Origin of the sequence: Arthrobacter sp. NyZ413, assembly GCF_049390645.1 — a bacterium.
In the GTDB taxonomy this organism is placed as follows: domain Bacteria; phylum Actinomycetota; class Actinomycetes; order Actinomycetales; family Micrococcaceae; genus Arthrobacter.
This window is the reverse complement of sequence record NZ_CP155434.1, coordinates 3,455,756-3,481,977: the sequence shown is the minus strand read 5'-3', so window position 1 is coordinate 3,481,977 and position 26,222 is coordinate 3,455,756. Positions and strand designations below refer to the sequence as shown.

General features: G+C 65.2%; 21 protein-coding genes. 16 read left to right on the top strand and 5 right to left on the bottom strand.

What is annotated here, in order from left to right; translation table 11 throughout:
* Positions 1-12: 12 nt before the first annotated feature.
* Positions 13-684: a trimeric intracellular cation channel family protein gene (locus ABCW42_RS16260; protein ID WP_423182158.1), complete on the bottom strand. Its 672-nt coding sequence runs from the start codon at positions 682-684 to the stop codon at positions 13-15.
* A 63-nt stretch (positions 685-747) separates the two neighbouring features.
* On the opposite strand from ABCW42_RS16260, the gene ABCW42_RS16255 reads away from it, so the two are divergent.
* The 12 genes from ABCW42_RS16255 to ABCW42_RS16200 all read left to right on the top strand — a co-directional run bounded on the left by ABCW42_RS16255 (position 748) and on the right by ABCW42_RS16200 (position 15,106).
* Entirely contained in the window at positions 748-1,476 is a 729-nt protein-coding gene (locus tag ABCW42_RS16255; protein ID WP_423182157.1) for a sirohydrochlorin chelatase, read from the top strand.
* Between the two features lie 146 nt (positions 1,477-1,622).
* A complete protein-coding gene (locus tag ABCW42_RS16250; protein ID WP_423182156.1) occupies positions 1,623-3,368 on the top strand; it encodes a nitrite/sulfite reductase in 1,746 nt (581 codons plus the stop codon).
* Positions 3,365-4,087: a phosphoadenylyl-sulfate reductase gene (locus ABCW42_RS16245; RefSeq protein ID WP_423182155.1), complete on the top strand. Its 723-nt coding sequence runs from the start codon at positions 3,365-3,367 to the stop codon at positions 4,085-4,087. The genes ABCW42_RS16250 and ABCW42_RS16245 overlap by 4 nt, the downstream gene beginning before the upstream one ends.
* The gene (gene cysD / locus ABCW42_RS16240) at positions 4,084-5,070 is read left to right on the top strand and encodes a sulfate adenylyltransferase subunit CysD (protein WP_423182154.1); all 987 of its coding nucleotides are present in this window, start codon (positions 4,084-4,086) and stop codon (positions 5,068-5,070) included. The genes ABCW42_RS16245 and cysD overlap by 4 nt, the downstream gene beginning before the upstream one ends.
* Positions 5,070-6,479, top strand: a complete 1,410-nt coding sequence (locus ABCW42_RS16235; protein ID WP_423182153.1) for a sulfate adenylyltransferase subunit 1 — start codon at positions 5,070-5,072, stop codon at positions 6,477-6,479. The genes cysD and ABCW42_RS16235 overlap by 1 nt, the downstream gene beginning before the upstream one ends.
* A 280-nt stretch (positions 6,480-6,759) precedes the next feature.
* Positions 6,760-7,923: an ABC transporter substrate-binding protein gene (locus ABCW42_RS16230; RefSeq protein ID WP_423182152.1), complete on the top strand. Its 1,164-nt coding sequence runs from the start codon at positions 6,760-6,762 to the stop codon at positions 7,921-7,923.
* Positions 7,924-7,970: 47 nt separating this feature from the next.
* Positions 7,971-8,708 carry an ABC transporter ATP-binding protein gene (locus ABCW42_RS16225; protein WP_423182151.1) on the top strand — a complete coding sequence of 246 codons (738 nt, stop codon included), beginning with the start codon at positions 7,971-7,973 and terminating at the stop codon, positions 8,706-8,708.
* Positions 8,698-9,648, top strand: coding sequence for an ABC transporter permease (locus ABCW42_RS16220; protein ID WP_423182150.1), 951 nt, complete (start codon positions 8,698-8,700; stop codon positions 9,646-9,648). The genes ABCW42_RS16225 and ABCW42_RS16220 overlap by 11 nt, the downstream gene beginning before the upstream one ends.
* 109 nt (positions 9,649-9,757) lie before the next feature.
* The gene (locus ABCW42_RS16215; RefSeq protein ID WP_423182149.1) at positions 9,758-10,795 is read left to right on the top strand and encodes an LLM class flavin-dependent oxidoreductase; all 1,038 of its coding nucleotides are present in this window, start codon (positions 9,758-9,760) and stop codon (positions 10,793-10,795) included.
* A 79-nt stretch (positions 10,796-10,874) separates the two neighbouring features.
* A complete protein-coding gene (gene cobA, locus ABCW42_RS16210; RefSeq protein ID WP_423182148.1) occupies positions 10,875-12,131 on the top strand; it encodes a uroporphyrinogen-III C-methyltransferase in 1,257 nt (418 codons plus the stop codon).
* A 23-nt stretch (positions 12,132-12,154) separates the two neighbouring features.
* On the top strand, positions 12,155-13,621 hold the full coding sequence (locus ABCW42_RS16205; protein ID WP_423182147.1) for an FAD-dependent oxidoreductase: 1,467 nt from the start codon (positions 12,155-12,157) through the stop codon (positions 13,619-13,621).
* 108 nt (positions 13,622-13,729) lie between these two features.
* Positions 13,730-15,106, top strand: a complete 1,377-nt coding sequence (locus ABCW42_RS16200) for an MBL fold metallo-hydrolase (RefSeq protein WP_423182146.1) — start codon at positions 13,730-13,732, stop codon at positions 15,104-15,106.
* Between the two features lie 133 nt (positions 15,107-15,239).
* Here ABCW42_RS16200 and ABCW42_RS16195 read toward each other — a convergent pair whose 3' ends face one another.
* From ABCW42_RS16195 to ABCW42_RS16185, 3 genes are all read right to left on the bottom strand, one after another.
* Positions 15,240-15,920 carry a FadR/GntR family transcriptional regulator gene (locus tag ABCW42_RS16195; protein ID WP_423182145.1) on the bottom strand — a complete coding sequence of 227 codons (681 nt, stop codon included), beginning with the start codon at positions 15,918-15,920 and terminating at the stop codon, positions 15,240-15,242.
* Positions 15,917-17,179, bottom strand: coding sequence for an MFS transporter (locus ABCW42_RS16190; protein WP_423184922.1), 1,263 nt, complete (start codon positions 17,177-17,179; stop codon positions 15,917-15,919). The genes ABCW42_RS16195 and ABCW42_RS16190 overlap by 4 nt, the downstream gene beginning before the upstream one ends.
* Positions 17,180-17,274: 95 nt before the next feature.
* Entirely contained in the window at positions 17,275-18,717 is a 1,443-nt protein-coding gene (locus tag ABCW42_RS16185) for a PucR family transcriptional regulator (RefSeq protein WP_423182144.1), read from the bottom strand.
* Between the two features lie 144 nt (positions 18,718-18,861).
* Here ABCW42_RS16185 and ABCW42_RS16180 point away from each other — a divergent pair, with 144 nt between their 5' ends.
* Together ABCW42_RS16180 and gabT are read left to right on the top strand one after the other, a co-directional pair.
* Complete coding sequence (locus tag ABCW42_RS16180; RefSeq protein ID WP_423182143.1) at positions 18,862-20,292, top strand: aminobutyraldehyde dehydrogenase; 1,431 nt, start codon at positions 18,862-18,864, stop codon at positions 20,290-20,292.
* A 56-nt stretch (positions 20,293-20,348) separates the two neighbouring features.
* The gene (gene gabT, locus ABCW42_RS16175; protein WP_423182142.1) at positions 20,349-21,704 is read left to right on the top strand and encodes a 4-aminobutyrate--2-oxoglutarate transaminase; all 1,356 of its coding nucleotides are present in this window, start codon (positions 20,349-20,351) and stop codon (positions 21,702-21,704) included.
* 237 nt (positions 21,705-21,941) lie between these two features.
* On the opposite strand, the gene rarD is transcribed toward gabT, so the two are convergent.
* The gene (gene rarD, locus ABCW42_RS16170) at positions 21,942-22,952 is read right to left on the bottom strand and encodes an EamA family transporter RarD (protein WP_423182141.1); all 1,011 of its coding nucleotides are present in this window, start codon (positions 22,950-22,952) and stop codon (positions 21,942-21,944) included.
* Positions 22,953-23,149: 197 nt separating this feature from the next.
* Here rarD and ABCW42_RS16165 point away from each other — a divergent pair, with 197 nt between their 5' ends.
* Entirely contained in the window at positions 23,150-24,583 is a 1,434-nt protein-coding gene (locus tag ABCW42_RS16165; protein WP_423182140.1) for an FAD-dependent oxidoreductase, read from the top strand.
* A 93-nt stretch (positions 24,584-24,676) separates the two neighbouring features.
* Positions 24,677-26,134 (top strand): amidase, encoded by a 1,458-nt coding sequence (locus ABCW42_RS16160; protein ID WP_423182139.1) that lies wholly within the window; start codon positions 24,677-24,679, stop codon positions 26,132-26,134.
* The last annotated feature ends 88 nt before the right edge of the window (positions 26,135-26,222 follow it).

Genomic DNA, 26,222 nt, shown 5'->3' with positions numbered 1-26,222 from the left:
GTCCCATCCTAGCTAATCGCGGAGGCGTGGCTCCGCGCCCGAAGCCACCCCGTTACGATGCCATCCGCGCACCGCCAAAGGCACCCGCCAAGCCCTGCGCCACGCCACCACCCTGAACGCGAAAACCAGGACGGCGACGAGGACCGCGGTCAGCCCGTTGAAGGCGCCGATGCTCCACAGCACCGCCGTCAAGGTGGCCCCGGCAAAGGCCGGCAAAGCGTACAAATCGCGCGCATTGAAGAGCGCCGGAATCTCGTTGGCGGTGATGTCGCGGAGCAGGCCCCCGCCCACGGCCGTGGCGACACCCAACACGACGGCCGCCACGGGATTTAGCCCGGCACCCAGCGCTTTGAGCGTGCCCGTGATGCAAAACAGGGCCAAGCCGCCGGCGTCGAAGAGGGTCAACAAGGAGGTGAAACGCTGGATGCTGGAAAACAGGAAGTACACCAGTGCCGCTGCCAACAGGGGCGGCAGCAAGTAGACAGGATTGGTGAACGCCGCGGGCGGCCCTGCATTGATGATGATGTCGCGAATGACTCCTCCGCCAAGCGCAACGAGCGAAGCCAGGAGGGCGGACCCGAGGATGTCGAACTGCTTCTTCGCGGCCAGCAAGGATCCGGACACGGCGAAGAAGAACACACCGGCGAGGTCGAGCCATACCAGCGCGAGGTCAAAAGTGAACAAATGCAACTCCATTCTTCGTTCACAGTCGGGCGATCCTGCGTGCCCAACGTTACGCTTGCACGCATGAACAGCCCCGTCTTGATCGCGTGCGCCCATGGAACCCGGAACGCCGAAGGCCAGGCCGCCATCCGCCAGGTCTTGGCCGACATCGAGGCCCTGCGTCCGGGCTTGACGGTTGTCGAGGCATACGTGGACGTCCAGGAACCTGAGTTGTCCGGCGTGGTGGCCGGCCTCCCGGAAGGCACGCCCGCCGTCGTCGTTCCTTTGCTGCTCAGCACCGGCTACCACGTCAAGGTGGACATCCCCAAGGCGATCAAGGGCCGGCCCGAAGTGGTGGCGACGCCGCCGCTGGGGCCGGATCCGCGGCTGGCGGAACTGCTCGCGGCCCGGTTGCGCGAGGCGGGATTGGGTGACGACGACGGCGTCCTCCTCGCCGCCGCTGGCTCGTCGCTGCCGGATGGTTCCGTCGATTCGGAGGAGCAAGCCCGCCTGCTCGCCGAACTGCTTCCGAACAAAGTGCGGGTCGCCTACGGTGCAAGCGCGGAACCCAACGTGCCCGACGGCGTCGCGGCCTTGCGTGCCGAACTCGCCGACGCCGAACGCGCCGGGACTGAACAGGCCCGGGGAGCGGGACGGGTCGTGGTGGCCTCGTATCTCCTGGCCACGGGGTACTTCCACGACCAGCTTTTCAAGGCCGAGGCCGACGTCGTTACGGCACCGCTGCTGCCCTCGCCGGCACTGGCGGAGATCGCCTTGGAACGTTACGACGCCGCCGTTGCCGCACGTCCCTGAAAGGTGCTCCGCACCTGCCCTCAACCATGCATAGGAGGGCCCGTCCCACAAGGCCCATCGGCGGTTCGTGACGAAATATTTCCCTAGGTGACTCTTCGTTTCCAGCCCTTTGTTACGCCTCTCCAGCCAGCCCTACAGTCGAATGCATGACTGATACTGCTGTAGCTGGCGCCTCCGCGGACCAGGCTGCCCCCAAGCGCCCGGCACGCGCCGCCCGTCCTGCCGCCAAACCCCACGGCCAATGGAAAGTTGACGGCACCACGCCGCTCAACGCCAATGAGACGTGGAAGCAGGAAGACAACGGACTGAACGTCCGCGAGCGTATCGAGTCTATTTACGCCAAGAACGGCTTCGACTCCATCGACGGCACCGACCTGCACGGCCGTTTCCGCTGGTGGGGCCTGTACACGCAGCGTAAGCAAGGGATCGACGGCGGCAAGACCGCCACGCTCGAACCGCACGAGCTGGAGGACAAGTTCTTCATGCTGCGCGTCCGGATCGACGGCGGCGCACTTACCACTGAGCAACTGCGGGTCATCGGCCAGATTTCCGTGGACTTCGCCCGCGGCTCGGCTGACATCACTGACCGCCAGAACATCCAGTTGCACTGGATCCAGGTTGAGGACGTGCCGGAGATCTGGCGCCGCCTCGAAGCCGTGGGACTGTCCACCACCGAGGCCTGCGGCGACGTTCCTCGTGTGATCCTCGGCTCCCCGGTTGCCGGCATCGCCAAGGACGAGATCATCGACCCCACTCCGTTGATCAACGAAATCGCGGAGCGCTTCATCGGCGACCCCGAGCTCGCCAACCTGCCGCGCAAGTACAAGACGGCCATTACCGGCCACCCTTCGCAGGACGTCGTCCACGAGATCAACGACTGCGCCTTCGTCGGCGTGGTCCACCCTGAATTCGGCGCCGGCTATGACCTCTGGGTAGGCGGCGCGCTGTCCACGAACCCGATGCTCGGCAAGCGCCTCGGCGCCTTCGTGAAACCGGAGCAGGGCGCGGAAGTGTGGCACGGCGTCACCAGCATCTTCCGCGACTACGGTTACCGCCGCATGCGCACCAAGGCCCGCCTGAAGTTCCTTCTCGCGGATTGGGGCACGGAGAAGTTCCGCCAGGTCCTCGAAGACGAATACCTCGGCTACAAGCTGGCCGACGGCCCCGCCGCCCCCAAGCCCGCCACGCCGGGCGACCACGTCGGAATCCACGAACAGAAGGACGGAAAGTTCTTCATCGGTGCCACCCCGTTGGCCGGCCGCCTGACGGGCAGCCAGCTGGTCACCCTCGCCGATACCCTCGAGGCCCGTGGCTCGTTCCGCCTGCGCACCACGCCGCACCAGAAGGTTGTTGTCCTCGACGTCGCCAAGGAGCACGTGGAGCCGCTCGTCGCCGAACTCGACGAACTGGGGCTTTCCGCCCGGCCGTCGGTGTTCCGCCGCGGCACCATCGCCTGCACCGGCATCGAGTTCTGCAAGCTCGCAATCGTGGAGACGAAGGTCACCGCGGCTACGGCTGTCGCGGAGCTCGAGAAGCGCCTCGCCGACCTCGCCGACAGCGGCCAGTTGCCCCAGGCACTGTCCCTCCACATCAACGGCTGCCCGAACTCCTGCGCCCGCATCCAGACCGCGGACATCGGCCTTAAGGGCATGATGCTGCCAACGCCCGACGGCGACCCGAGCCCGGGCTTCCAGGTCCACTTGGGTGGCGGACTCGCTTCCACCGATCGCGACGAAGCAGGCCTTGGACGGACCGTCCGCGGCCTCAAGGTCTACGTCGAAGACTTGCCCGACTACGTTGAACGCGTTGTCCGTAAGTTCGTTGCCAACCGTGCCGAGGGCCAGTCCTTCGCCGAGTGGGCACACGCTGCCGAGGAAGGTGACCTGCAATGACCACTCCGACTCCTGCAACCCTGCGCTCCCACGACCAGCTGAAAGCGCTGGCCGAGGCCGGTGCCGCCGAGCTCGGCTGGAACGCACCTGCCCGCGACGTCATCGCCTGGGTGGCCCGCAACTTCGAGCTACCCACCGTGGCCGTCGCGTGCTCCATGGCTGACGCCGTGTTGCCGGCGCTCGTCGCGGACCAGCTTCCCGGCGTCGACGTCCTGTTCCTGGAGACCGGCTACCACTTCCCGGAAACCTACGCCACGCGCGATGAGGTTGCCGCAAACTTGCGCGTGAATGTGGTGGACGTCCTTCCGGAAAACACCGTTGAGCAGCAGGACCGCCTCCTCGGCAAGGACTTGTTCGCCCGCGACGCTGCCCAGTGCTGCGCCCTCCGGAAAGTCCAGCCGCTGCGCAGGACCTTGGGCGGCTACGAAGTGTGGTTCACCGGCGTGCGCCGCGACGAAGCGCCGACCCGGACCAACACCCCCCTGATCACCTGGGACGAAGCCAACGGCCTGGTCAAGGTCAATCCCATGGCCGACTGGAGCTTCGACCAGCTGGTCCAGTATTCCGAAGACAACATCCTTCCCGTCAATCCCCTCCTGGCCCAGGGCTACCCGTCCATCGGATGCCAGCCCTGCACCAGGAAAGTGGCCCCAGGAGCCGACCCCCGCTCCGGCCGCTGGGCAGGTACCGACAAGACAGAATGCGGGCTACACGTATGAGCATCCAAACCACCAACGAGGAACTGGAGTTGTCAGTGCTGGAGGGCCAAACTGCTGAGACGCCGACTGCCGCCCCGGCTCCGCGGTCGGATCGCCTCTCGTCGCTCGACACACTCGAGTCCGAGGCCATTCACATCATCCGCGAAGTGGTCGCAGAGTTCGAGAAGCCTGCGTTGCTGTTTTCCGGCGGCAAGGACTCCGTGGTCATGCTGCACCTGGCCACCAAGGCGTTCTGGCCGGGCAAGGTCCCGTTCCCGGTGCTGCACGTCGACACCGGCCACAACTTCCCTGAGGTCATCGATTTCCGCGACCGCACGGTGGAACGGCTCGGCTTGAAGCTCGTGGTCGGTTCCGTGCAGGAGTTCATCGACCGCGGCGAACTCGCCGAGCGTGCCGATGGCACCCGCAACCCGCTGCAGACCGTTCCGCTGTTGGACGCCATCCAGCGCAACAAGTTCGACGCCGTTTTCGGGGGCGGCCGCCGCGACGAGGACAAGGCGCGCGCCAAGGAGCGCATCCTGAGCTTGCGCGACGAATTCGGCCAGTGGGACCCGCGCAACCAGCGCCCCGAGCTGTGGAACCTGTACAACGGCCGCCACACCGTGGGCCAGCACGTCCGCGCGTTCCCCATCAGCAACTGGACCGAACTGGATGTTTGGCGCTACATCGAGCGCGAAAACATCGAGCTCCCCGGCTTGTACTACGCCCACGAGCGCGAGGTCTTCGAGCGCGACGGAATGTGGCGTGCCGTGGGTGAGGTTTCCATGCCGCTGCCGCACGAGGAAGTGGTGACGAAGCTGGTGCGTTACCGCACCGTGGGCGACATGTCATGCACCGGTGCCGTTGTTTCCGACGCCCGCACGGTTGCCGACGTCGTTGTTGAGGTAGCCGCATCCACACTCACCGAACGTGGCGCCACCCGCGCAGATGACCGCATCTCCGAGGCAGCCATGGAAGACCGCAAGAAGGACGGTTACTTCTAATGAGCACTGAGACTTCACTCCTGGAAACCGGCCTGCGCGAATCCACGCTGTTCCGTTTCGCAACGGCCGGATCCGTCGACGACGGCAAGTCCACCCTGGTTGGGCGGCTTCTGCACGACTCGAAGGCGATCCTCGCCGACCAGCTCGACGCCGTGGCCCGCACCTCCGCGGACCGTGGGTTTGGTGGCGGCGCCGCGGGTTCACAGGCAATCGACCTCGCCCTCCTCACCGACGGGCTCCGTGCCGAGCGTGAGCAAGGCATTACCATCGATGTCGCCTACCGCTACTTCGCCACGGATCGCCGCAGCTTCATCCTCGCGGACTGCCCCGGCCACGTTCAGTACACCAAGAACACGGTGACGGGCGCGTCCACTGCGGACGCCGTCGTCGTACTCATTGACGCCCGCAAGGGAGTCCTGGAGCAGACCCGCAGGCACCTCTCGGTACTGCAGCTCCTCCGCGTGGCGCACGTGATCGTGGCCGTGAACAAGATCGACCTCGTGGAATTCAGCGAGTCCGTCTTCCGCGAGATCGAATCCGACGTGCAGAAGGTCGCGCGGGAACTCGGCTTGGGCAACGACGGGATCGCGGACCTCGTGGTCATCCCGGTCTCGGCCCTCGACGGCGACAACGTGGTGGACCGCTCCGACCGCACCCCTTGGTACAGCGGACCGGCCCTCCTTGAGGTCCTGGAAACCCTGCCGGCGGCGGATGAGCTTGAAAGCCACTTGGAGAGCTTCCGGTTCCCGGTCCAGCTGGTCATCCGCCCGCAGGGCGCTCTGGCTCCCGACGCCGTCGCCGCAGGGCTCGACGTCGAAGCGTACCGCGACTACCGTGCGTATGCCGGCCAGGTCACGGAAGGCACAGTCAAGATCGGTGACAAGGTCACGGTCCTGAGTCCGGGCGCCGAACCGCGCAACACCACGGTGACCGGCATCGACTTTGCCGGAAGCGAGTTGGCTGAAGCCACGGCGCCACAGTCGGTGGCGCTGCGCTTGGCCGATGACATTGATATCGCCCGTGGTGACACCATTGCCGCGGCCGGGACGGTGCGTGAAAGCTCCGCCGATCTGTATGCGGCCCTGTGCTGGCTTTCCCCGAAGCCGTTGCGGGAAGGATCCAAGGTGCTCGTGAAGCACGGGACCCGGACCGTCCAGGCACTCGTCCGTAATGTGACTGGCAAGCTTGACCTCGCGACGTTCGATGTCCAGGCTGCGTCCAGCCTCGAATTGAACGACATCGGCAACGCGCAGTTGCGCCTCGCCGCGCCGCTGCCGCTGGAGAACTACCTGCACCACCGCCGCACGGGTGCGTTCCTGGTGATCGATCCTGCGGACGGCAACACCTTGGCCGCCGGCCTGGTCAAGGACCACCCGGGCGACCATGAGGATGAACGTTACGTCATCTGACGCGACTCCCTCGTGAAACCGCAGCTTGTTTCCCAAACCGTGCTTTCAAGCGCCGGGATGGGAAACAGGCTGCGGTTTTTTCGTAATGTGGACCGCTCGATTGTGACGCCGCGTGAACCTGCGTGACCCCGGGTTTCCACGTCATTGAACGGCAATTATGACAATCCCTAAGGTTTATCCATGACCAATCCGGAACGGTCCTTGCCTGCCCATGAAGGGCGATGTCGCTAGGCCGGACAAACCGCCAGGCACCCCACAACGCATCCAAGGATCTCCCAACATGGCCAACACCCCAGAACCCACACAGCCCGGACCGGCGCCCGGCAACATCAGGATTGTTGCTGGTGACGGTGGTAGGCCGTCCCGTCGTCGTGCGCTTCAGATTGGTGTTGCTGCCGGTCTGGTGGTGCTGGTGGGCGGCGGTGCTGCCGTGGCGTCCGTGGTTGCGAAGAACAATGAGGCCCAGCCGGCCGTGGCGGCGGCGTCGACCTCGCCCGCGGCGGAACTCAAGCTGGGCTATTTCGGCAATGTCACCCACGCCCCGGCCCTGGTCGGGGTGAGCAAGGGCCTGATCGCGAAGGAACTGGGTGCCACGAAGCTGTCCACGCAGATTTTCAACGCCGGTCCGGCGGCGATCGAGGCGTTGAATGCCGGCGCGATCGATGCCGCGTACCTGGGCCCGAACCCGGCGATCAACTCGTTCGTGCAGAGCAAGGGCGCTTCGATCAGCGTCATTGCCGGTGCGGCGTCGGGCGGGGCGCAGTTGGTGGTGAAGCCGGGGATCAATTCGGCGGCGGATTTGAAGGGCAAGACGCTGGCGTCGCCGCAGTTGGGCGGGACGCAGGATGTGGCGTTGCGTGCCTGGCTGGGCAAGCAGGGGTTGAAGGTCAGCGCGGCCGGTGGCGGGGATGTGGCGATCAACCCGACCGAGAACGCGCAGACGTTGAAGTTGTTCCAGGACGGCAAGCTCGACGGTGCGTGGTTGCCCGAGCCGTGGGCCTCGCGGTTGGTGCTGCAGGCCGGGGCGAAGGTGCTCGTGGACGAAAAGAGTCTTTGGGATCAGGGCCGGTTCCCGACGACGATCCTGATCGTGAGCAAGAAGTTCGCCGCGGAGCACCCCGAGACGGTGGCGGCGTTGCTGCGGGGGAACAAGGCGGCGGTGGACTGGCTGAACAGTGCCCCGGCGGCGGAGAAGGCCAGCACGATCAACGCGGCGTTGAAGGCCACCGCGGGATCCGCCCTGCCGGCGGATGTGATCGACCGGTCCCTGGCGAACATCACCTTCACCGTGGACCCGTTGGCCGGGACCTACAAGAAACTCCTGCAGGACGGGGTGGATGCCGGGGTCACCAAACAGGCCGACATCAACGGCATCTTCGACCTCCGCGCCCTGAACACCGTGACAAGCCAAAAGATTTCGGCGGCCGGACTCGGCCAAGACTAGAACCAACTTCCATTTCCACCACGAAGCAACAAACGAAGGACGGGACCATGCCAGTCGTACTGGATCACCTGGGTAAACGCTTCGGCGACGGCGCCCCGGTGCTTGACGACGTCAACGCCACCATCGAGCAAGGCGAGTTCGTCGCGCTTCTCGGTGCGTCCGGCTGCGGCAAGTCCACCCTGCTGAACATCATCGCGGGTCTCGACCATCCGACGTCGGGCGCCCTTGAAGTGCCCAGTGACGGTGCCGCCTTCATGTTCCAGGACTCTGCGCTCTTCCCGTGGTTGACTGCGCGGGGCAACATCGAACTCGCGTTGAAGCTCGCCGACAAGACCGGCAGCACCACCAAGGCCTCCCGCGCGGCACGTGCCGGCGAACTGTTGGAACTGGTCCACCTGGGCGGCGCCGGGGACAAGCGTCCGCACGAGCTTTCGGGCGGCATGCGCCAGCGCATTGCCCTGGCGAGGGCCTTGGCCCAGGACCGGCAAGTCCTCCTCATGGACGAACCGTTCGCCGCGCTCGATGCCATCACCCGCGACCTCCTGCATGACGAGCTTGAGCGGATCTGGAAGGAAACCGGGCGCACCATCGTTTTCGTCACCCACAACGTGCGCGAAGCCGTGCGCTTGGGCCAGCGGGTCCTGCTCTTGTCTTCGCGTCCGGGGAGGGTGGTTGCCGAATGGGCCGTCACCGAGGAACACCGTACCGATGCCGGCCGCGCCGGGGAACTGACTGGAACCATTACCCGCCGCCTGCGCGAGGAGATCCGCCGCCATGCCAATTGAACAAGACACCCGGCTCCTCGAAGAAGCGAGTGCCGAAAACGCCACGGAGTCCCGTCACATCACCTCGCCGGCGCTGAAGGGGAATCCGGACGAGCTCCGGGACCTCGAGGCCGGCCTGGACAAGCTGCAGTCGGATGCCAACCGCAAAGCGGGCATCGACTGGACCAGGGTCATCCTCCCCGTCGCCGCCCTGCTGGTGCTGGTCCTCGCATGGCAGCTCTACGTCGCCTTGGGCTTCAAGCGGCAGGACCAGGTTCCCGGTCCGCTCGATGTCCTGGGCCAGTTCGGATCCTTGTGGGCTGAAGGGAAGGCCCAGGAAGCCATCCTCACCTCTTTGCAGCGTGGCGTGATCGGCTTCCTCATCAGCGTCGCCGTCGCTACTCCGCTGGGACTGATCCTCGCGCAAGTCCAGCCGCTGCGCCGTGCCTTCGGGCCGCTCATTTCGGGCCTCCAGGTGCTGCCGTCCGTGGCCTGGGTTCCGGCCGCGATCATTTGGTTCGGCCTCTCGGACGGCACGGTGTACTTCGTGGTCCTGATGGGTGCCATCCCTTCCATCATCAACGGGCTCATTTCCGGCGTCGACCAGATCCCGCCGCAGTACCGCAGCGTCGGCAAGGTCCTTGGCGCGTCCCGGATCCAGATGGCCCTGCAGATCATCCTCCCGGCGGCCCTGCCCGGCTACCTTGGCGGACTCAAGCAAGGTTGGGCGTTCTCGTGGCGCTCCCTCATGGCGGCGGAGATCATCGCCGTGGGCGGCACCATCGGCTTCGGGCTGGGTTCGCTCCTGGACCAGGGCCGCACGCTTTCGGACATGTCCACTGTGATGTCCGCGATCCTGGCCATCCTGTTCGTGGGCATCCTCATCGAACTGCTGGTGTTCGCCCCGATCGAGCGCCGCTTGCTCCTGCGCCGCGGCCTTCTGGCAGGCAGCACCCGCTAACCCCCGGGAGTTTGTGTACAGCTCGCACACCTTAAGAGCCTTCTTAACGGGTGCGAGCTGTACACAAACTCGGGGGAATTCCAAGGGCTTGCCCGTGGTTGACGCGGGCATGAAACGAATCGGTTTTCTCTCCTTCGGCCATTGGGGGCCGGTCCAAGGTTCCCTGACTCCTTCGGCCGGAGACGCCCTGCTCCAAGGGATCGACCTGGCCGTCGCGGCAGAGGAACTCGGCATCAACGGAGCCTTCTTCCGCGTGCACCACTTCGCGCGCCAACAGTCCTCGCCGTTCCCGCTCCTCGCTGCCATCGCCGCGCGGACCACCATGATCGAAATGGGCACAGGCGTGATCGACATGCGCTACGAAAACCCCTTGTACATGGCCGAGGAAGCCGCGGCCACCGACCTCATCAGCCGAGGCAGGCTCCAGCTCGGCGTGAGCCGTGGTTCACCCGAGCCGGCGTTGCGCGGCGCTCGATACTTCGGGTACGAACCGGCCGACGGCGAAGATGACGCAGCGATGGCACGTCGCCATACCGCCGTCTTCCGGCACGCGATAGCCGGCCGTGGCGTGGCCGAAGCCGACCCTTCCTACGTGGGCGGCGGACGCGGCCTCCTGCCGATCCAGCCGACGTCGCCCGGGTTGCCGCAGCGGATCTGGTGGGGCGCCGGTACGCGGAAGACCGCCGTCTGGGCCGCGGAGCAGGGGATGAACCTCATGAGCTCCACGCTCCTGACCGAGGACACAGGAGTGCCCTTCGACCAGCTCCAGGCCGAACAGATCTCCATGTTCCGTGAGGCCTGGTCGGCCGCCGGGCACGGATTCGAGCCGCGCGTTTCGGTGAGCCGCAGCATCATTCCCGTGGTGGACGCCGAAGACGAACACTATTTCGGCCTGCGGGCCCAAGTGGATAACCGGGACCAAGTGGGCATGCTCGACGGCGCGTTGTCCCGCTTCGGCAAGAGCTACGTCGGCGAACCCGATTCCCTCGCGGAGGAACTCGCGCAGGACGCCGCGGTCCAAGCTGCCGATACGGTCCTCATCACGGTGCCCAACCAACTCGGCGTGGACTACAACGTCAAGCTCCTGGGGAACATCGCCAAGTACGTGGCACCCGCGATCGGCTGGGAGGCACCGACGCGAGCGTAATGTGACGCAGGGTTACCTAGCGTGAACTGGTGTTTCCGGACCTTTGAAGCATGTTACGAACCGGCCCTACAGTTTTTTCATGGCAATTCAGGACATCTACCCCACGGCGCTGCGGCTTCTAGGCCGTCCAGTACTGGTGGTGGGCGGCGGACCCGTGGCGGCGCGGCGCGCCAAGGGACTGCTCGACGCCGGCGCCCGGGTAACCGTGGTGGCTCCTGTTGCGTCGGACGCGCTTCGCGAACTCGCCGATTCGGGCCTCCTCGCGTGGGAGCCGCGCACGTACCGTACTTCCGACGTCGACGGCGTGTGGTTCGTGCAGACGGCCACCGGCGTTTCCGCTGTTGACACCCAGGTTGCCGCCGACGCCGAGGCGCAGCGCATCTGGTGCGTCAATGCCTCGGACCACGAAACTTCAGCCGCGTGGACTCCGGCGGTCGCCGTCGTCGACGACGTCAAGATCGCCATCAACGCCGGGGGAGACCCGCGCCGCGCCATGGCTTTGCGCGACGCCGTCGCTACGGCGCTCGACGCCGGAGACCTGCCGCTCCGCCGTCGTCGGGCTTCGGCCGGAACTGTCGCCCTCGTGGGCGGGGGTCCGGGCGATACCGGACTCATCACGGTGCGCGGACGTCGCCTCCTTGGCCAGGCCGACGTCGTCGTGGCGGACCGGCTTGGACCGCGCGACCTGCTGAACGAACTGGCGCCCGACGTCCGCGTGATCGAGGTCGGCAAGACTCCGGGCCACCACCCCGTTCCGCAGTTGGAAATCAACCGGATCCTCGTCGACGAGGCCCTCGCGGGCAACCGAGTGGTCCGCCTCAAAGGCGGCGACCCCTATGTCTTGGGCCGCGGCGGTGAAGAAGCGGAATTCTGCCGCCAGAACGGCGTCGAGGTCGAAGTGGTTCCCGGCGTCACGTCGGCCATTTCCGTGCCCGCCGCTGCAGGCATCCCGGTGACGCACCGGGGACTGGCGAAAGGCTTCAGCGTGGTGACCGGCCACGAAGAACTCTCCGAGGTACCCGCCCGCCCCGACCATACCGTGGTCCTCCTCATGGGTGTTGCCAAGCTCCGTGAATCAGCCGCTGCGCTCGCGGGTTCCGGAATGCCGTTGGACACGCCGGTGGGTATCGTGGAGAACGGTTACATGCCCGAACAGCGCGTCACGATCGGCACTCTGGCGACCATCGCAGACCAGGCCGAAGCTGCCGGCGTCGCAAATCCCGCGGTGATTGTGGTCGGTGACGTTGTGCGCGTGAGCCCGTTCGCCCCGGAGCATTTCAAGACTGCCAACTACAGCACCATTACCCCGAACAAGCCCCGAATCACAACCTCCTGATGCAGAAGAAAAGGAACACAGCCGTGTCATCTAGCACCACCGTAGGAACCGCTGCACGCCCGCTGCGCGTCGCCGTCATCGGCTCCGGCCCGGCCGGCGTCTACGCGGCAGACATCCTCACCAAGAGCGAGGCCGTCAAGAGCGGCGAATTGACCGTCAGCATCGACCTGTTCGATCGCTACCCGGCCCCCTACGGCCTGATCCGCTACGGCGTCGCCCCGGACCACCCCCGCATCAAGGGCATCGTCAACGCCCTGCGTAAGGTCCTTGACCGCGGCGACATCCGCTTCTTCGGCAATGTGGACTACGGTACCGACCTGTCCATCGAGGACCTTCGCACCCACTACGACGCCATTATCTTCGCCACGGGTGCCATCAAGGACGCCGACCTGAACATCCCCGGCATCGAGCTTGAGGGTTCCTACGGCGGCGCAGACTTCGTCTCCTGGTACGACGGACACCCTGACGTTTCCCGCGAATGGCCGCTCGAGGCAACCTCCGTGGCGGTGCTTGGAAACGGCAACGTGGCGCTGGATGTGGCGCGAGTCCTGTCCAAGCACGCGGACGACCTCCTGGTCACTGAAATTCCGGACAACGTCTACGCAGGCCTCAAGGCTTCGCCTGTCACGGATGTGCACGTTTTCGGCCGCCGTGGTCCTGCCCAGGTGAAGTTCACCCCGCTGGAACTCCGCGAACTCTCGCACTCCAAGGACGTGGACATCATCCTCTACGCCGAGGACTTCGAGTTCGACGAAGAATCGGACCGCCAGATCCAGACGAACAACCAGACCAAGACCATGGTCGGTACGCTCACCAACTGGATCGCTGAGCAGCCTGAAGACCTTTCCGAACTCACGGCATCCCGCCGCCTGCACCTGCACTTCCTGCACAGCCCGGTGGAGATCGTTGATTCCGCTGAAACCCCGGGACAGGTGGCCGGCATCAAGTTCGAGCGCACCGAGCTGGACGGCACCGGCAATGCGCGCGGTACCGGCGAATTTGTCGACTACCCGGTGCAGGCTGTGTACCGGGCTATCGGATACTTCGGTTCCGCCCTCCCGGACGTTGAGTTCGACCACAAGAAGGGCGTCATCACCAACGACGGCGGCCGCGTGCTTGATGCGTCCGGCGAGCATGTTCCGGGTTTGTACGCCACCGGTTGGATCAAGCGTGGCCCCATCGGCCTGATCGGGCACACCAAGGGTGACGCCCTGGAGACGGTCACGTACCTGCTGGAAGACCGCGGGAACCTGCCGTTCGCTTCCGTGCCTGAGGCGGATGCCGTCGTCGAACTCCTCGACGCGCGCGGCGTGAAGTTCACCAGCTGGGAAGGCTGGCTGGCCTTGGACGCCCACGAGCTTGCCTTGGGTGCCGCAGCTTCTGAAGCCGGTACTTCGCACGGCGTCGAGGTCCAGCGCGAACGCATCAAGGTAGTGCCCCGCGAAGACATGGTGGACATTTCGCGCGACGGCGTCGCAGCGCAGGTCTAGGACTCGAAGGGGGCGGGTGGGGAGGGTTACTTACGGCCCATCCGGAGCACCGGAATGGACCGTAAGTGACCCCGCCTTGCTTTGCTTGAGCGGGGTTAGACTCGCGTCATGGAAGTTGTTGTCGTCGAAACGACCCAACTGGGGGACCGCAGCTACCTCGTCCATGACGGCACAGTGGGGCTCGTGATCGACCCCCAGCGCGACACTGATCGGATCGAAGCCGCCGCGCGCGACGCCGGTGTGACAATCACCCACGTCGCCGAAACCCACATCCACAACGACTACGTCACAGGCGGGCTGGTCCTTGCCCGCAACCACCACGCCGCCTATTTGCTGAACGGCGCGGACAACGTGGGCTTCGATCGCGAGCCCGTTTCGGCCGGTGAGGTCATCCGCGTAGGGCGGCTCACCGTAAAAGTCGTGGCCACTCCCGGCCACACGCACACCCACCTTGCGTACGTGGTGCGGGATGAAGCGTACGACGGCGGCGCTGCGGCCGTGTTTTCCGGCGGCAGCTTGTTGTATGGTTCCGTCGGCCGGACGGACCTGATCGCAGCCCGGGACACCAAGGGGCTGGCCCACGACCAATACAAATCGGTTCACAGGCTCGTGGACGAGGCCGGGCCGGAGGCCATCCTCTACCCTACGCATGGTTTCGGCTCCTTCTGCTCCGTGGGTCCGGCGTCGAAAGCCCAGACCTCGACCATCGGGGACCAACTGGCCTCGAACCACGCGCTGACCGATCCCGACGAAGACCATTTCGTGGCGGGCCTGTTGGCCAACGTCACCGCGTACCCCGCCTATTACGCGCACATGAATCCGCTGAATTCGGCCGGCCCTGGCCCGGCGTCGTTCGAAGTCCCTGAGAGCCTTGATCCAGCGGAGCTGACGCACAGGCTCGAAGCAGGTGAATGGGTGGTGGACCTCCGCAACCGCGTGGCATTCGCGGACGACCATCTGCTGGGCAGTGTCAGCTTCGAGTACGGCACCGGGTCCAGCTTCACGAGCTACTTGGGCTGGGTACTTCCGTGGCAGCAGCCGCTTACCCTCGTGGGGGCGCTCGACGAGGTGGAGCGCGCGATCCGCGACCTCGCGAGGATCGGTATCGAATCCCTCGACGCCGCGGTGGGCACTGATCCCGGGTCCCTTGCGCACGGTGTTCCCCTGGTGCGTTATCCGGTGAGCGACTGGACAGGGCTGGCGCGGGACCGGACCTCCGACGAAACCGTGCTCGACGTGCGCCGAACCGAGGAATTCGCGGCTTCGCATGTCCGTGGCGCCGTGAACATTCCCCTTCATGAAGTGCTGCTCCGGGTGGACGAATTGCCCGAGGCCCGGACGTGGGTGCACTGCGCCACCGGCTACCGGGCCGGCGTTGCCGCGAGCCTGCTGCACCGCGCCGGCCGCGACGTCGTGCTCATCGATGCGCCTTTCCGTGCGGCCGCCGCTGCCGGCGTGGATCTCACGCGCCCCGCAGCCGACTAACCCCCTCCGACGCTCGCTCATCTCTGACGCACATTTTGCCAACGCTCTCTCACATGTCGTCGGGTTTTTCCTGATGCTCGCGCACATGACGTGAGCGGGGGATGGGGATTTGGGGACCGGAGCCGAGCATGGATCAGTGGGTGAGCCACTCCGCGGCGAAGTCCAGGTTGCGGTACACGCTCGCGACGGCGGCGGCTTCGTCGCGTGCCTCGATGGCGTCGGCGAGCTCGTCGTGGCCTTCGTGGGGGATGCCGTTAAAGCCGGCTTTGCGCTGCTGCCGCAGGAGGTCGTCGTGGAAGACGCCGCCGAACGAAACGTACAACTGATGCAGCAAGGGGTTGCCCGAGGCCAACGCCACCCTTTCGTGGAAGTCCCAGTCAGCCCGGGCCCACGCGGGGTAGTCGCCGGCGAACCAGGCGTCGCGCCTGACCTTGAGGAGCTCGCGCAGGACGGCGATGTCGTCATCCGTGGCGTTTTTGGTGGCCAACCGCGCTGCCTGGGTATCGAGGCCCACTCGGACCTCCACAACGTGTTCCTGGGTGTGTTCCATGCACATCCGCTGGGCAGCGCCGGAAATTTCGCTGGTTGCCCGGACGTATGTGCCGTCGCCGCGGCGGACTTCCAGCATGCCACTGTGTGCCAGGGCCTTGATGGCTTCGCGAAGGGTGCCCCTCGAGACCCCTAGGGATGCCATGAGCAACGGCTCCGCGGGAATCTTCTCCTGCAGCGGCCATTCGCCGGACTGGATCATGCCGCGGAGCTGGTTGGTGACTTCCTCGGCCAATGCCGGACGGTGTGAAGGAACGAGGCTCATGCCACAGGCCTCGGTCCGGCCTTGAGCTGAGTGCGCTTGCTGGTCAGCTGGTGGCTCGTAGCCATCAGGGCAAGGGCGACGACCGCGAGCAGCGCCAAGGGTACGGTCCAGCCGCCGGTGGCGCTATGGATGAGGCCCATGCCAAACGGCCCCAGGGCCGAAATCAAGTAGCCCACGGATTGGGAAACGGTGGACATGGCGGTGGTTTCCGCCGTCGTACGCCCGCTGCGGCTGATGATCACCAGGACCAGGGGGAAGATGCCCAGACCGAAGCCGAACAGTACGGCGGGAACCGCCGCGAACGACGTCGGGAGGAACAGCATGGCGGGAACCCCCAGAAGGGTTGTTCCGCTTCCGAGGTAGAGCGCGGGGCGCATCATTCCGGGCCGCGATCCGATCGCGAGCAGGATCATGCCTGCGGCCACGGACATGAGCTGCATGAGCCCGAATTGAAGCCCGCTCTCGGAAGCGCTGAGTCCCTGGTTCGTGAGGATATACGCGAACCAGCTCATGACGGCGTACGCCAGGACGGCCTGGAGCGTGAAGATGGCCGTGATCAGGAATCCGAGCCGCGTGCGCAGGAGCGGCCACATGGAGACGTGTTCCTGGCTGGCCTTCCGGGCGGTGCGGTGGCTGTGGAGGACTATTGGCAGGAAGCCGAGCAATGCGGCGACCCCGAGAACGCCCCACGCGGCCAGGCCCATGGACGGCGAGCCAAGCTGCTGCGCGAGCGGAACACTGACCGCGGCCGCGAAGGTGGCGCCGCCGGACATCGTGAAGGTGTACAGGCCGGTCATCATGGAGGTCTTGGCGGCGTAGTGTTCGCGGATGTAGGACGGCATGGCGACGTTGCACACGGCCAGGCCGGACATCGCGAGGACAGTTCCGCCGAGCAGGGCGCCGGTTGCCGGAACGCTACGGACGAGGAGTCCTGCCGCGAGCAAGGCGAGTGCCACGAAGATCGACTTCTCGACACCGATCCGCCGGGTCAGCCATGAGGTCGCGAGTCCCGCAACGGCGAAGCAGAGGAGCGGAATCGAGGGAAGGATTGAGGCGACGAGCGCTCCGTAACCGAGGGCCGCCTGCAGTTCGTGGAACAGGGCGGCCGCGCTGGTGATCCCGGCGCGGAGGTTCAGTCCGATGAGGATGACGGCGACAATTCCGACGACGGCGACCACGCGGGACTTCGGCGCTGCGGGCGCGGCGGTGTGCGCCTCGGTTACCCGCGCCTTGGCAGCCGGGTTGCGGTTCGCGTCCATTGCATGGGGTGTCGGATGAGTTGAAGCCATGTCTAAAGGTTAGACGTTTGATGTTTACGAGCGGAACTTCTGTGTCCAATCTCTCCGTGGGCGTCTTAGCGCGGGTTGCGCGAACCGAGCCGTTGCACGGCCAGGGCAAGCCACAACTGCACGCGGTCGGCTGTCTGGGCGGGGTCGTAGCCGGTGAGGTCCGTAATCTGCGCCAAGCGATAGCGCACGGTATTGCGGTGCAACGTGAGGGCGTCCGCGACGGCTGCGACGGAACCATTGTGGTTGAGGTAGCTCTCCAGGGTTGCGACGAGTTCCGAACCGTGGGCGGCATCGAACTTGCGCAGCGGCGTAAGGGCCTCGCTGGCCATGTCCGCGAGCGGCACGTCCTCGCTCGCGAGCAGCAGGGAAGTCAGGCTGAGGCGCTCGGGCTCGTTGACCGGCAAGCCGTGCGCCACGGCGTCGCGCGCTTCAAAGTAGCTCCAGCGCACGCCGTTTGGCTTCGTGTACGCGCCGCCGATTCCGATCACCGCATGGATTCCGGCTTCCAAAAGGTGATCACTGAGGTCCTTCGCGAGCGCGCTCGCCGAACTGCCGTCGTCGGGCACCACCGTTACCAGGTCCTTCCCGACGACGGCGGTCACCCCCGCGTCGAGCGATTGCGGCAGGGAGGTGCTGCCCAGTTGCTTGTGGTGGGCGGCCGAGACCACCAGGAGGACGACGTTCTTGCGGGTGCTGTTGATTCCGACGCCGGCGAGGCGGCGGGCGGCCTCGACGGTGTCGAGCGTTCCGTGGATGACGTCGTCGAGGACCTGGCCTGCCAAGGCGCGCTGGCTCTGGCGCTGTTTGACCATGTTGTTGAGTTCGACGCTGATCAGGTTCTGGGCGTAGCCCACAATGCCGGTATCGCCGAAGGGTTGCTTGATCCACAGGGTGCAGGCGTCGCGGCGGCCGGTGGGAATGGGGAAGGATGACCAGTCCCCGGCTGTCGGGGCCGGGCTGCCCGCGACGCTGTTGTATAGCTGGGCGCTGAACTGCGTGAGGGCGATGTCCGTGCGAAGCATGCTCCCCAGCTGCTTGAGCAATTCGCCCAGGCCCCCGCCGGTCAGGAGTGCCCGTGCGAGGACCTGGTGGCCTGCGATGAGCCGTTCGAGCTTGGAGTAGTGATCCGCGGATTGGGAATCCGCCACGAGTTTGCCGATGGCGATGAAGGGAGTCTCGTAGGGGACCTCGACGAGGGGCAGGCCCCAGCGGTTCGCTTCCGCGATGAGGGCCGGTGGGACGGCGTCGTGCGTGAGGCCGGTGCCGAAGCCGATGCCGACGGCCCCTGCCCGCTGGACCTGCCGGACAAACCGGCGCTGTTCCGCGGCGCCGTTGAGCCTGAGCCCTGTAGTGAGGATCAGTTCGCCACCGTTGAGGAAGCGCTGCGGATCCTCCTGCTCGGTCACGGCTACCCATCGGATGTCGTCCTGCCACGTGGTTTCCGCGAGGCCGGCTTTCCGGAGCCGAAGGGCAGGGACGGCGACGAGCGCGGCGAGAGACATTGCCATGGGATCAAGGATATCCCGGCGCTGGTCACTCGCACTAAGCCAATGCCGCGAGGGTGTGCATTTGACTATTCCACGCCGCGAGGTGCTGGCATAGGCTCGGATCAGCTGCAACCAATGCCTAGACAATGAAAGAGGTTGTACACCGTGGTCCAAACCTTGCAGAACTTCATCAACGGCGAATTCGTGACGCCGGCAGGCACTGAACTCCTCGATATCGTGAACCCCACGAATGGCGAGATCGTCGCAAAGTCGCCTGTCTCCACGGAGGCCGACGTCGATGCCGCCATGCAGGCTGCCAAGGAAGCCTTCACCACGTGGAAGCACGTCACCCCAGGCCAGCGCCAGCTCATGCTCCTCAAGCTCGCCGACGCGATCGAGGCCAACAGCGACGAACTCGTTGATGCCCAGCACCGCAACACGGGCCAGGTCCGCGCGCTCATCGCCTCCGAGGAAGTTGCCGCGGGCGCAGACCAGCTCCGCTTCTTCGCCGGTGCCGCGCGCATCATGGAAGGCAAATCGGCAGGCGAATACTTCGAAGGCCACACTTCGTATGTCCGCCGTGAACCGATCGGCGTGGTAGCCCAGGTTGCTCCGTGGAACTACCCGTTCCTCATGGCCATCTGGAAGATCGGCCCCGCCCTCGCCGCCGGCAACACCGTCGTCCTCAAGCCGTCGGACACCACTCCGGAGTCCACGCTGGTCCTTGCGCGGCTGGCAAGGGAGATCTTCCCCGCCGGTGTGCTCAATGTGGTCCTCGGTACCGGTGCCACCGGCGCATTGATGATCGAGCACAAGGTCCCGGGCCTGGTCTCCATCACCGGATCCGTCCGTGCGGGCATCGCCGTCGCCGGCGGTGCGGCCAAGGGCCTCAAGCGCGCCCATCTGGAACTTGGCGGCAAGGCTCCGGCCATTGTCTTCAAGGACGCCGACATCAAGAAGAGCGCCGCGGCCATCGCCGAATTCGCCTTCTTCAACGCCGGCCAGGACTGCACCGCCATCACGCGCGTCCTGATCGAGGACGAGATCCACGACGACATGGTTGCCGCGCTGGTGGAACACACCAAGACGCTCCACACCGGTTCGCAGAACGACGAAGAGAACTACTTCGGCCCGCTCAACAACGTGAACCACTTCAACGCCGTGACGTCCGTTGTGGAGCACCTGCCGGCCAACTGCAAGATCGAGACCGGCGGCCACCGCGCGGGCGAGAAGGGCTTCTTCTTCGAACCCACCATCATCACGGGCGCTAAGCAGACCGACGACGTCGTGCAGAAGGAAACCTTCGGACCTGTCATCACGGTCCAGAAGTTCACCACGGAGGCCGAAGCGCTCGAACTTGCCAACGACGTCGACTACGCCCTGGCATCCAGCGTCTGGACCACCGACCACGGAACCGCGATGCGCATGAGCCGCGACCTCGATTTCGGTGCGGTCTGGATCAACACGCACATCCTGCTCACCGCAGAGATGCCGCACGGCGGATTCAAGCAGTCCGGATACGGCAAAGACCTCTCCATGTACGGCGTCGAAGACTACACGCGCATCAAGCACGTGATGTCCGCACTCGACGCCTGAGCCCCAGCGGCGCCCAAGGCGCATCGCACACTTTGAGCAAGAAAGAAAGAAACACCATGACCGCAACAGCACCTGAAATCTCCTACCGGCTGGAGCAGAAGCGCAACATCAACGGCGCTTTCCCCGGCCCCAAGTCGCAGGCCCTGAACGAACGCCGCGCCGCCGTCGTCGCTGCTGGCGTTTCCTCCGGCGTCCCGGTGTACGTCGAAGACGCCGACGGCGGAATCATCCGCGACGTCGACGGCAACTCCTTCATCGACCTCGGTTCCGGCATCGCGGTGACGAGCGTCGGAGCCTCGGACCCCGCCGTCGTCGGCGCTGTCCAGGAAGCTGCAGCCCACTTCACCCACACCTGTTTCATGGTCACCCCGTACGAGGGCTACGTGGCTGTCGCCGAACAGCTCAACCGTCTCACCCCGGGCGAGCACGAGAAGCGCACCGTCCTCTTCAACTCGGGCGCGGAAGCCGTCGAGAACGCCGTCAAGGTGGCACGCCTCGCAACCGGGCGCGACGCCGTCGTCGCTTTCGACCACGCCTACCACGGCCGCACCAACCTGACCATGGCGCTGACCGCCAAAGCCATGCCGTACAAGACCAACTTCGGCCCGTTCGCGCCCGAGGTCTACCGCATGCCGATGAGCTACCCGTTCCGCGAAGAAAACCCGGACATCACGGGTGCCGAAGCCGCGAAGCGTGCCATCACCATGATCGAGAAGCAGATCGGCGGCGACCAGGTTGCCGCGATCATCATCGAACCGATCCAAGGCGAAGGCGGCTTCATTGTCCCGGCCGACGGCTTCCTGCCGGCGCTCTCCGCATGGGCGAAGGAAAAGGGCATCGTCTTCATCGCCGACGAAGTCCAGTCCGGTTTCTGCCGTACCGGTGAATGGTTCGCTGTGAACCACGAAGGCGTTGTCCCGGACATCATCACCATGGCCAAGGGCATTGCCGGTGGACTTCCGTTGTCTGCCATTACCGGCCGTGCTGACCTGCTCGACGCCGTCCACCCGGGCGGACTCGGCGGCACCTACGGCGGCAACCCGGTTGCTTGCGCGGCTGCCCTCGCCGCCATTGGAACCATGGAGGAGCACGACCTCAACGGCCGCGCCCGCCACATCGAAGACATCGCCGTGGCCCGTTTGCGTGAACTCGCGGCTGAAGTTTCGGTGATCGGCGACGTCCGTGGACGCGGCGCCATGCTGGCGATCGAGCTCGTCCAGGCCGGTTCCAAGGAGCCGAACCCCGAGCTGACCAAGGCCGTTGCCGCTGCTTGCCTCAAGGAAGGCGTCATCATCCTGACTTGCGGCACCTACGGCAACGTCATCCGCTTGCTGCCCCCGCTCGTGATCAGCGACGAACTCCTGCTCGACGGACTCGAGGTGCTGGCGACGGCGATCAAGGCCAACGCCTGACCCCACCCTCCCGTGGACATGCCCATCTCCGGGCTCCAAGGATGGACATAGTGCCTCTATGTCCATCCTTGGCTTTTAACGCGGAGCATGTCCCGTGGCAACGAGGGGACATGCCCAGTGGCCGCTTTGAAGAATGAGCATGTCCCCGCGAAGCGCTGGCGGCAACGAGGGGACATGCGCATTGGCTGCTTTGAAGAATGAGCATGTCCCGTGGAGCTGGCCGCTCCGACGCCTGCGTCAGGCTACGCCGATGCGGGCCCGCTTCTTGATCACCGAGTTCTTGCGGGCTGCGCGGAGCATGTCCAGTGTGAGGAGCACCAGGGCCAGCCACACGACGCCGAAGCCTACCCAGCGATCCGTGGTCATGGTCTCGTGGAAGACGGTGAGGGCCACGATGAATTGCAGGATCGGCGCGAAGTACTGCAGCAGGCCGATCGTCGTCATGGGCAAGCGGCGTGCCGATGCGCCGAAGAAGAGGAGCGGCACCGCGGTAATGATGCCCGATGCGGCCAGGAGCCAGAAGTGTCCCGGGCCGCTGTTCCCCAGGGTCGCCGCGCCGGTGACCGCGAGGAACACCATGGTTGCCCCCGCTACCGGCGCGAGGACCACTGTTTCCACAGTGAGGCTCGTGATGGCGTTCACCTTGGGGCCGACGCGCTTCTTCACAAATCCGTAAAGGCCGAAACTGAAGGCCAGGACCAAGGCGATCCACGGGAGCTTTCCGTAGGAAAGCGTCAGGACTCCGACGGCGATGAAACCGATGACGACGGCGGCCCACTGGAGGGGGCGCAGCGTTTCCTTCAGGACGAACACGCCAAGGAGCACTGACACGAGCGGGTTGATGAAATAGCCGAGAGAGGCTTCGACCGCTTGTCCTGTGGTGACGCCGAAAGTGTAAGTCAGCCAGTTGATGGCGATGAGCCCGGCCGCCGCGGCGAGCGGACCAAGCACTGCACGGTCCTTGAGGGCGGCTCCCAGGAGGGGCCAGCTCCGGGTGATCGTGATGAGCAGCGTGCAGAAAATGAGCGACCACACCACCCGGTTGGCCACAATCTCCACGGCACCGGCGGGCTGCAGCACAACGAAGTACAGCGGAAGAAGCCCCCACAGCCCGTACGCTCCGATGCCGAAGGCGATGCCCGCCGTCGTTTCATTCTTCACGGTCTTGACCCCGGCCTTGGCGGCTGCGGTTCGTGCGTTTGGAACGGTTGCGGACTGGGCGGACGCGGTTTGCTCAGGCGTAGACACAATGTCAAGAACATCACATTTCGCGAGTGTATTCCTGACCGGACGGCCGGAAAGTCGGTGTGAGATTGCTCGCTGCCTCCAAGCCCGTTCCGCCACGCACTGTCACGGACCAACACGCCACGCACGGCGGAGAACTAGAATTGGAAACTGCGCGCCCCAGTACGCGGGGCGTTTTTCCCGTCTCAGAAGGGTCCACGGTGTCCAACTCGGCCGAAACCACCACCAAACGTCCATTGCGCGTCGCTATTGTCGGCGCCGGACCGGCCGGCGTCTACGCCGCGGACATCCTGACAAAATCCAACGAGGTCAAGGACGGCGACGTCGAGGTCAGCATCGACCTCTTCGAGGCGTACCCGGCGCCTTACGGTTTGATCCGCTACGGCGTGGCTCCGGACCATCCGCGCATCAAAGGCATCGTCAATACCCTGCACAAGGTCCTTGACCGCGGCGACATCCGATTCCTCGGAAACGTCACGTACGGCCGCGACCTCACCCTGCATGATTTCCGTTCCTTCTACGATGCCGTGATTTTCTCCACTGGCGCGATCAAGGATGCCGACCTCAACATTCCCGGGATCGACTTCGAAGGTTCGTTCGGCGGGGCCGACTTTGTTTCCTGGTATGACGGACACCCCGACGTGCCCCGCGAGTGGCCCTTGGATGCCAAGGAAATCGCCGTCATCGGCAACGGCAACGTGGCCCTCGACGTCGCGCGCATGCTGTCCAAGCACGCGGACGACCTCCTGGTCACTGAAATCCCGGACAACGTCTACCAGGGCTTGAAGAGCTCCCCGGTGACCGATGTGCATGTCTTCGGCCGCCGCGGACCGGCCCAGATCAAGTTCACTCCGCTGGAGTTGCGCGAGCTTTCCCACTCCAACGACGTGGATATTGTGCTGTACCCGGAGGATTTCGAGTTCGACGAAGCTTCCGACGACGCCATCCGCACCAACAACCAGGTCAAGACCATGGTCAACACGCTGACCAACTGGCTCGTGGAAGAACATGCCGAGGCCGAACAGCCGTCCTCGCGCCGCCTGCACCTGCACTTCCTGCACAGCCCGGTGGAAATCACCTCGGAAGACGGCAACGGAAAAGTTTCGGGCATCAAATTCGAACGCATGCAGTTGGACGGCACGGGCAACGTCAAAGGCACTGGCGAGTTCGTGGACTACCCTGTCCAGGCCGTGTACCGGGCCATCGGCTACCATGGTTCGCCGCTGGATGAGCTTGAGTACGATGCCCGCCGTGGCGTTATCCCGAACGACGGCGGACGCGTGTTGGGTGCCGACGGCAAGCCGGTGCCGGGTATTTATGCGACGGGTTGGATCAAGCGTGGGCCGGTCGGCCTGATCGGCCACACGAAGGGCGACGCCCTCGAAACCATCGGGTGCTTGTTGGAGGACCGGCTCACCCTTCCTCCGGCTGAAAACCCGGACCCGCAGGCCATCATCGACCTCCTTGAGGAACGCGGTGTCGAGTACACCACTTGGGAGGGATGGAACAAGCTCGATGCGCACGAAGTAGCCCTCGGAGCGGCGTGGTCCGCCGAAAACCCGGAAGCCGCCGTCGTACGCGAACGTGTCAAAGTAGTCCCGCGCGAGGACATGATTGGCATCTCCCGCGCCTGACCCCGAGTTTGTGTACAGATCTACCCCCTTAAATCGCCGTTTAAAGGGCTAAAAGTGTACACAAACTCCGGAGGGGCGGGCCTAAAATGAGCCATGGACGAGGTGCTCCGCTGGACGGACGCGATCGGGCAAGCCGAGCTGGTGCGGAGCGGCGCGGTTTCGGCAGGGGAATTGCTCGACGCAGCCCGTGACCGTATCCAGACCATCGATCCCCTTTTGAACTGCATCGTGGCGCACATGGATCCGGCAACAACTCCAGGAACGGATCCGGGAGAGCAGGCAAACGCCCAATTTCCCGGAGTCCCATTCCTCGTCAAGGACCTTGCCCTGGAAATTGCGGGAGTGCCATTCACTGAGGGGTCGCGCTGGCTGAGGGACAACGTTTCCGCCCACGACCAGGAGCTTGCCAGGCGCTACCGCCAAGCCGGGCTCGTGATCCTCGGGAAGACCAACACCGCGGAATTCGGGCTGAGTGCCCACTGCGAACCGGCGTTGCACGGCCCCACCCGCAACCCTTGGAACCTGGCCTTGTCAACGAGCGGTTCGAGTGGTGGATCCGCGGCGGCCGTGGCATCTGGGATGGTCCCGATGGCGCACGGGAACGACCTTGGCGGTTCCCTCCGCTATCCGGCCGCCTGGTGCGGGGTTTTCGGTTTCAAACCCACCCGCGGTCGCGTGCCGATGGGACCCGAGTACGGCGACGTCGCCGGCGGACTCGCGGTGGAACACGCACTTACCAGGAGTGTCCGGGACTCGGCGGCCTTGCTCGACGCCACTGCGGGACCTTCGCAAGGAGACCCTTATTGGGCACCTCCCGTCGAGCGGCCTTTCCTGCACGAAGTGACCGAACCACCGGGGAAACTCCGGATTGCCGCCACCGCGACGCCGAATTCCGGTCAGCATGTCCATCCGGATTATGTCCGCGTGTTCGAGGAAACGGTGGACATGCTCAGTGGACTTGGCCATAGCGTCAAGGAGGCTCACCCCGAGCCGCTGGGACGGGCTGGGCACCGGGCCGTCAAGAATGTCTACGGTGGCGCTGTCTCCTGGATCGAAGCGTACTGGACGCAGCGAACGGGACGACGGCCGGAACCGGGCGAGATCGAACCGTTCACCGCAGCCAACTTCGAGCGGTGCCGGCCGGTCACTGCCGGCGAGTATCTGCTTGGCATGGAGGAACTTCAACGCTTTTCGCGCCGCCTCGCGGGTTTCTTCGAGGACTTCGATGTGTGGCTGACGCCCACGGTCGGTTGGCCGCCGTTGCCCCTGGGAACGCTCGGTGGGACGGAAGCGGAACCGTTGCGCGGCGAGAAGGAAGCCGGGCGGTTCCTCATGTTCGACGGTGAGTACGCCAATTTTTCGGGCAATCCGGCCATGTCCGTGCCTCTTGGAGTCGACTCGGACGGACTGCCGGTGGGCATGTCCTTCCTTGGCCGGTTCGGCGACGAAGCCACGCTCTTCCGGCTAGCCGGCCAACTGGAGAGGGCCGCACCTTGGGCGAATCGCAAGCCCGCGGCGCTCGCCCGGGCGCTGTCGCCGTCGTCGTCCTAGTTTGTGTACACGTCACGCCCTTAAAACGGCCTTTTAGGGACGTGATCTGTACACAAACTCCAGGAACGGAACTAGACTGGCCCATACT

Excerpts from the sequence above, each read along its gene's own strand:
- ABCW42_RS16255 (WP_423182157.1), top strand. The coding sequence starts at position 748 with ATGAACAGCCCCGTCTTGATCGCGTGCGCCCATGGAACCCGGAACGCC.
- ABCW42_RS16250 (WP_423182156.1), top strand. The coding sequence starts at position 1,623 with ATGACTGATACTGCTGTAGCTGGCGCCTCCGCGGACCAGGCTGCCCCC.
- ABCW42_RS16245 (WP_423182155.1), top strand. The coding sequence starts at position 3,365 with ATGACCACTCCGACTCCTGCAACCCTGCGCTCCCACGACCAGCTGAAA.
- cysD (WP_423182154.1), top strand. The coding sequence starts at position 4,084 with ATGAGCATCCAAACCACCAACGAGGAACTGGAGTTGTCAGTGCTGGAG.
- ABCW42_RS16235 (WP_423182153.1), top strand. The coding sequence starts at position 5,070 with ATGAGCACTGAGACTTCACTCCTGGAAACCGGCCTGCGCGAATCCACG.
- ABCW42_RS16230 (WP_423182152.1), top strand. The coding sequence starts at position 6,760 with ATGGCCAACACCCCAGAACCCACACAGCCCGGACCGGCGCCCGGCAAC.
- ABCW42_RS16225 (WP_423182151.1), top strand. The coding sequence starts at position 7,971 with ATGCCAGTCGTACTGGATCACCTGGGTAAACGCTTCGGCGACGGCGCC.
- ABCW42_RS16220 (WP_423182150.1), top strand. The coding sequence starts at position 8,698 with ATGCCAATTGAACAAGACACCCGGCTCCTCGAAGAAGCGAGTGCCGAA.
- ABCW42_RS16215 (WP_423182149.1), top strand. The coding sequence starts at position 9,758 with ATGAAACGAATCGGTTTTCTCTCCTTCGGCCATTGGGGGCCGGTCCAA.
- cobA (WP_423182148.1), top strand. The coding sequence starts at position 10,875 with ATGGCAATTCAGGACATCTACCCCACGGCGCTGCGGCTTCTAGGCCGT.
- ABCW42_RS16200 (WP_423182146.1), top strand. The coding sequence starts at position 13,730 with ATGGAAGTTGTTGTCGTCGAAACGACCCAACTGGGGGACCGCAGCTAC.
- ABCW42_RS16195 (WP_423182145.1), bottom strand. The coding sequence starts at position 15,920 with ATGAGCCTCGTTCCTTCACACCGTCCGGCATTGGCCGAGGAAGTCACC.
- ABCW42_RS16190 (WP_423184922.1), bottom strand. The coding sequence starts at position 17,179 with ATGGACGCGAACCGCAACCCGGCTGCCAAGGCGCGGGTAACCGAGGCG.
- ABCW42_RS16185 (WP_423182144.1), bottom strand. The coding sequence starts at position 18,717 with ATGGCAATGTCTCTCGCCGCGCTCGTCGCCGTCCCTGCCCTTCGGCTC.
- gabT (WP_423182142.1), top strand. The coding sequence starts at position 20,349 with ATGACCGCAACAGCACCTGAAATCTCCTACCGGCTGGAGCAGAAGCGC.
- ABCW42_RS16160 (WP_423182139.1), top strand. The coding sequence starts at position 24,677 with ATGGACGAGGTGCTCCGCTGGACGGACGCGATCGGGCAAGCCGAGCTG.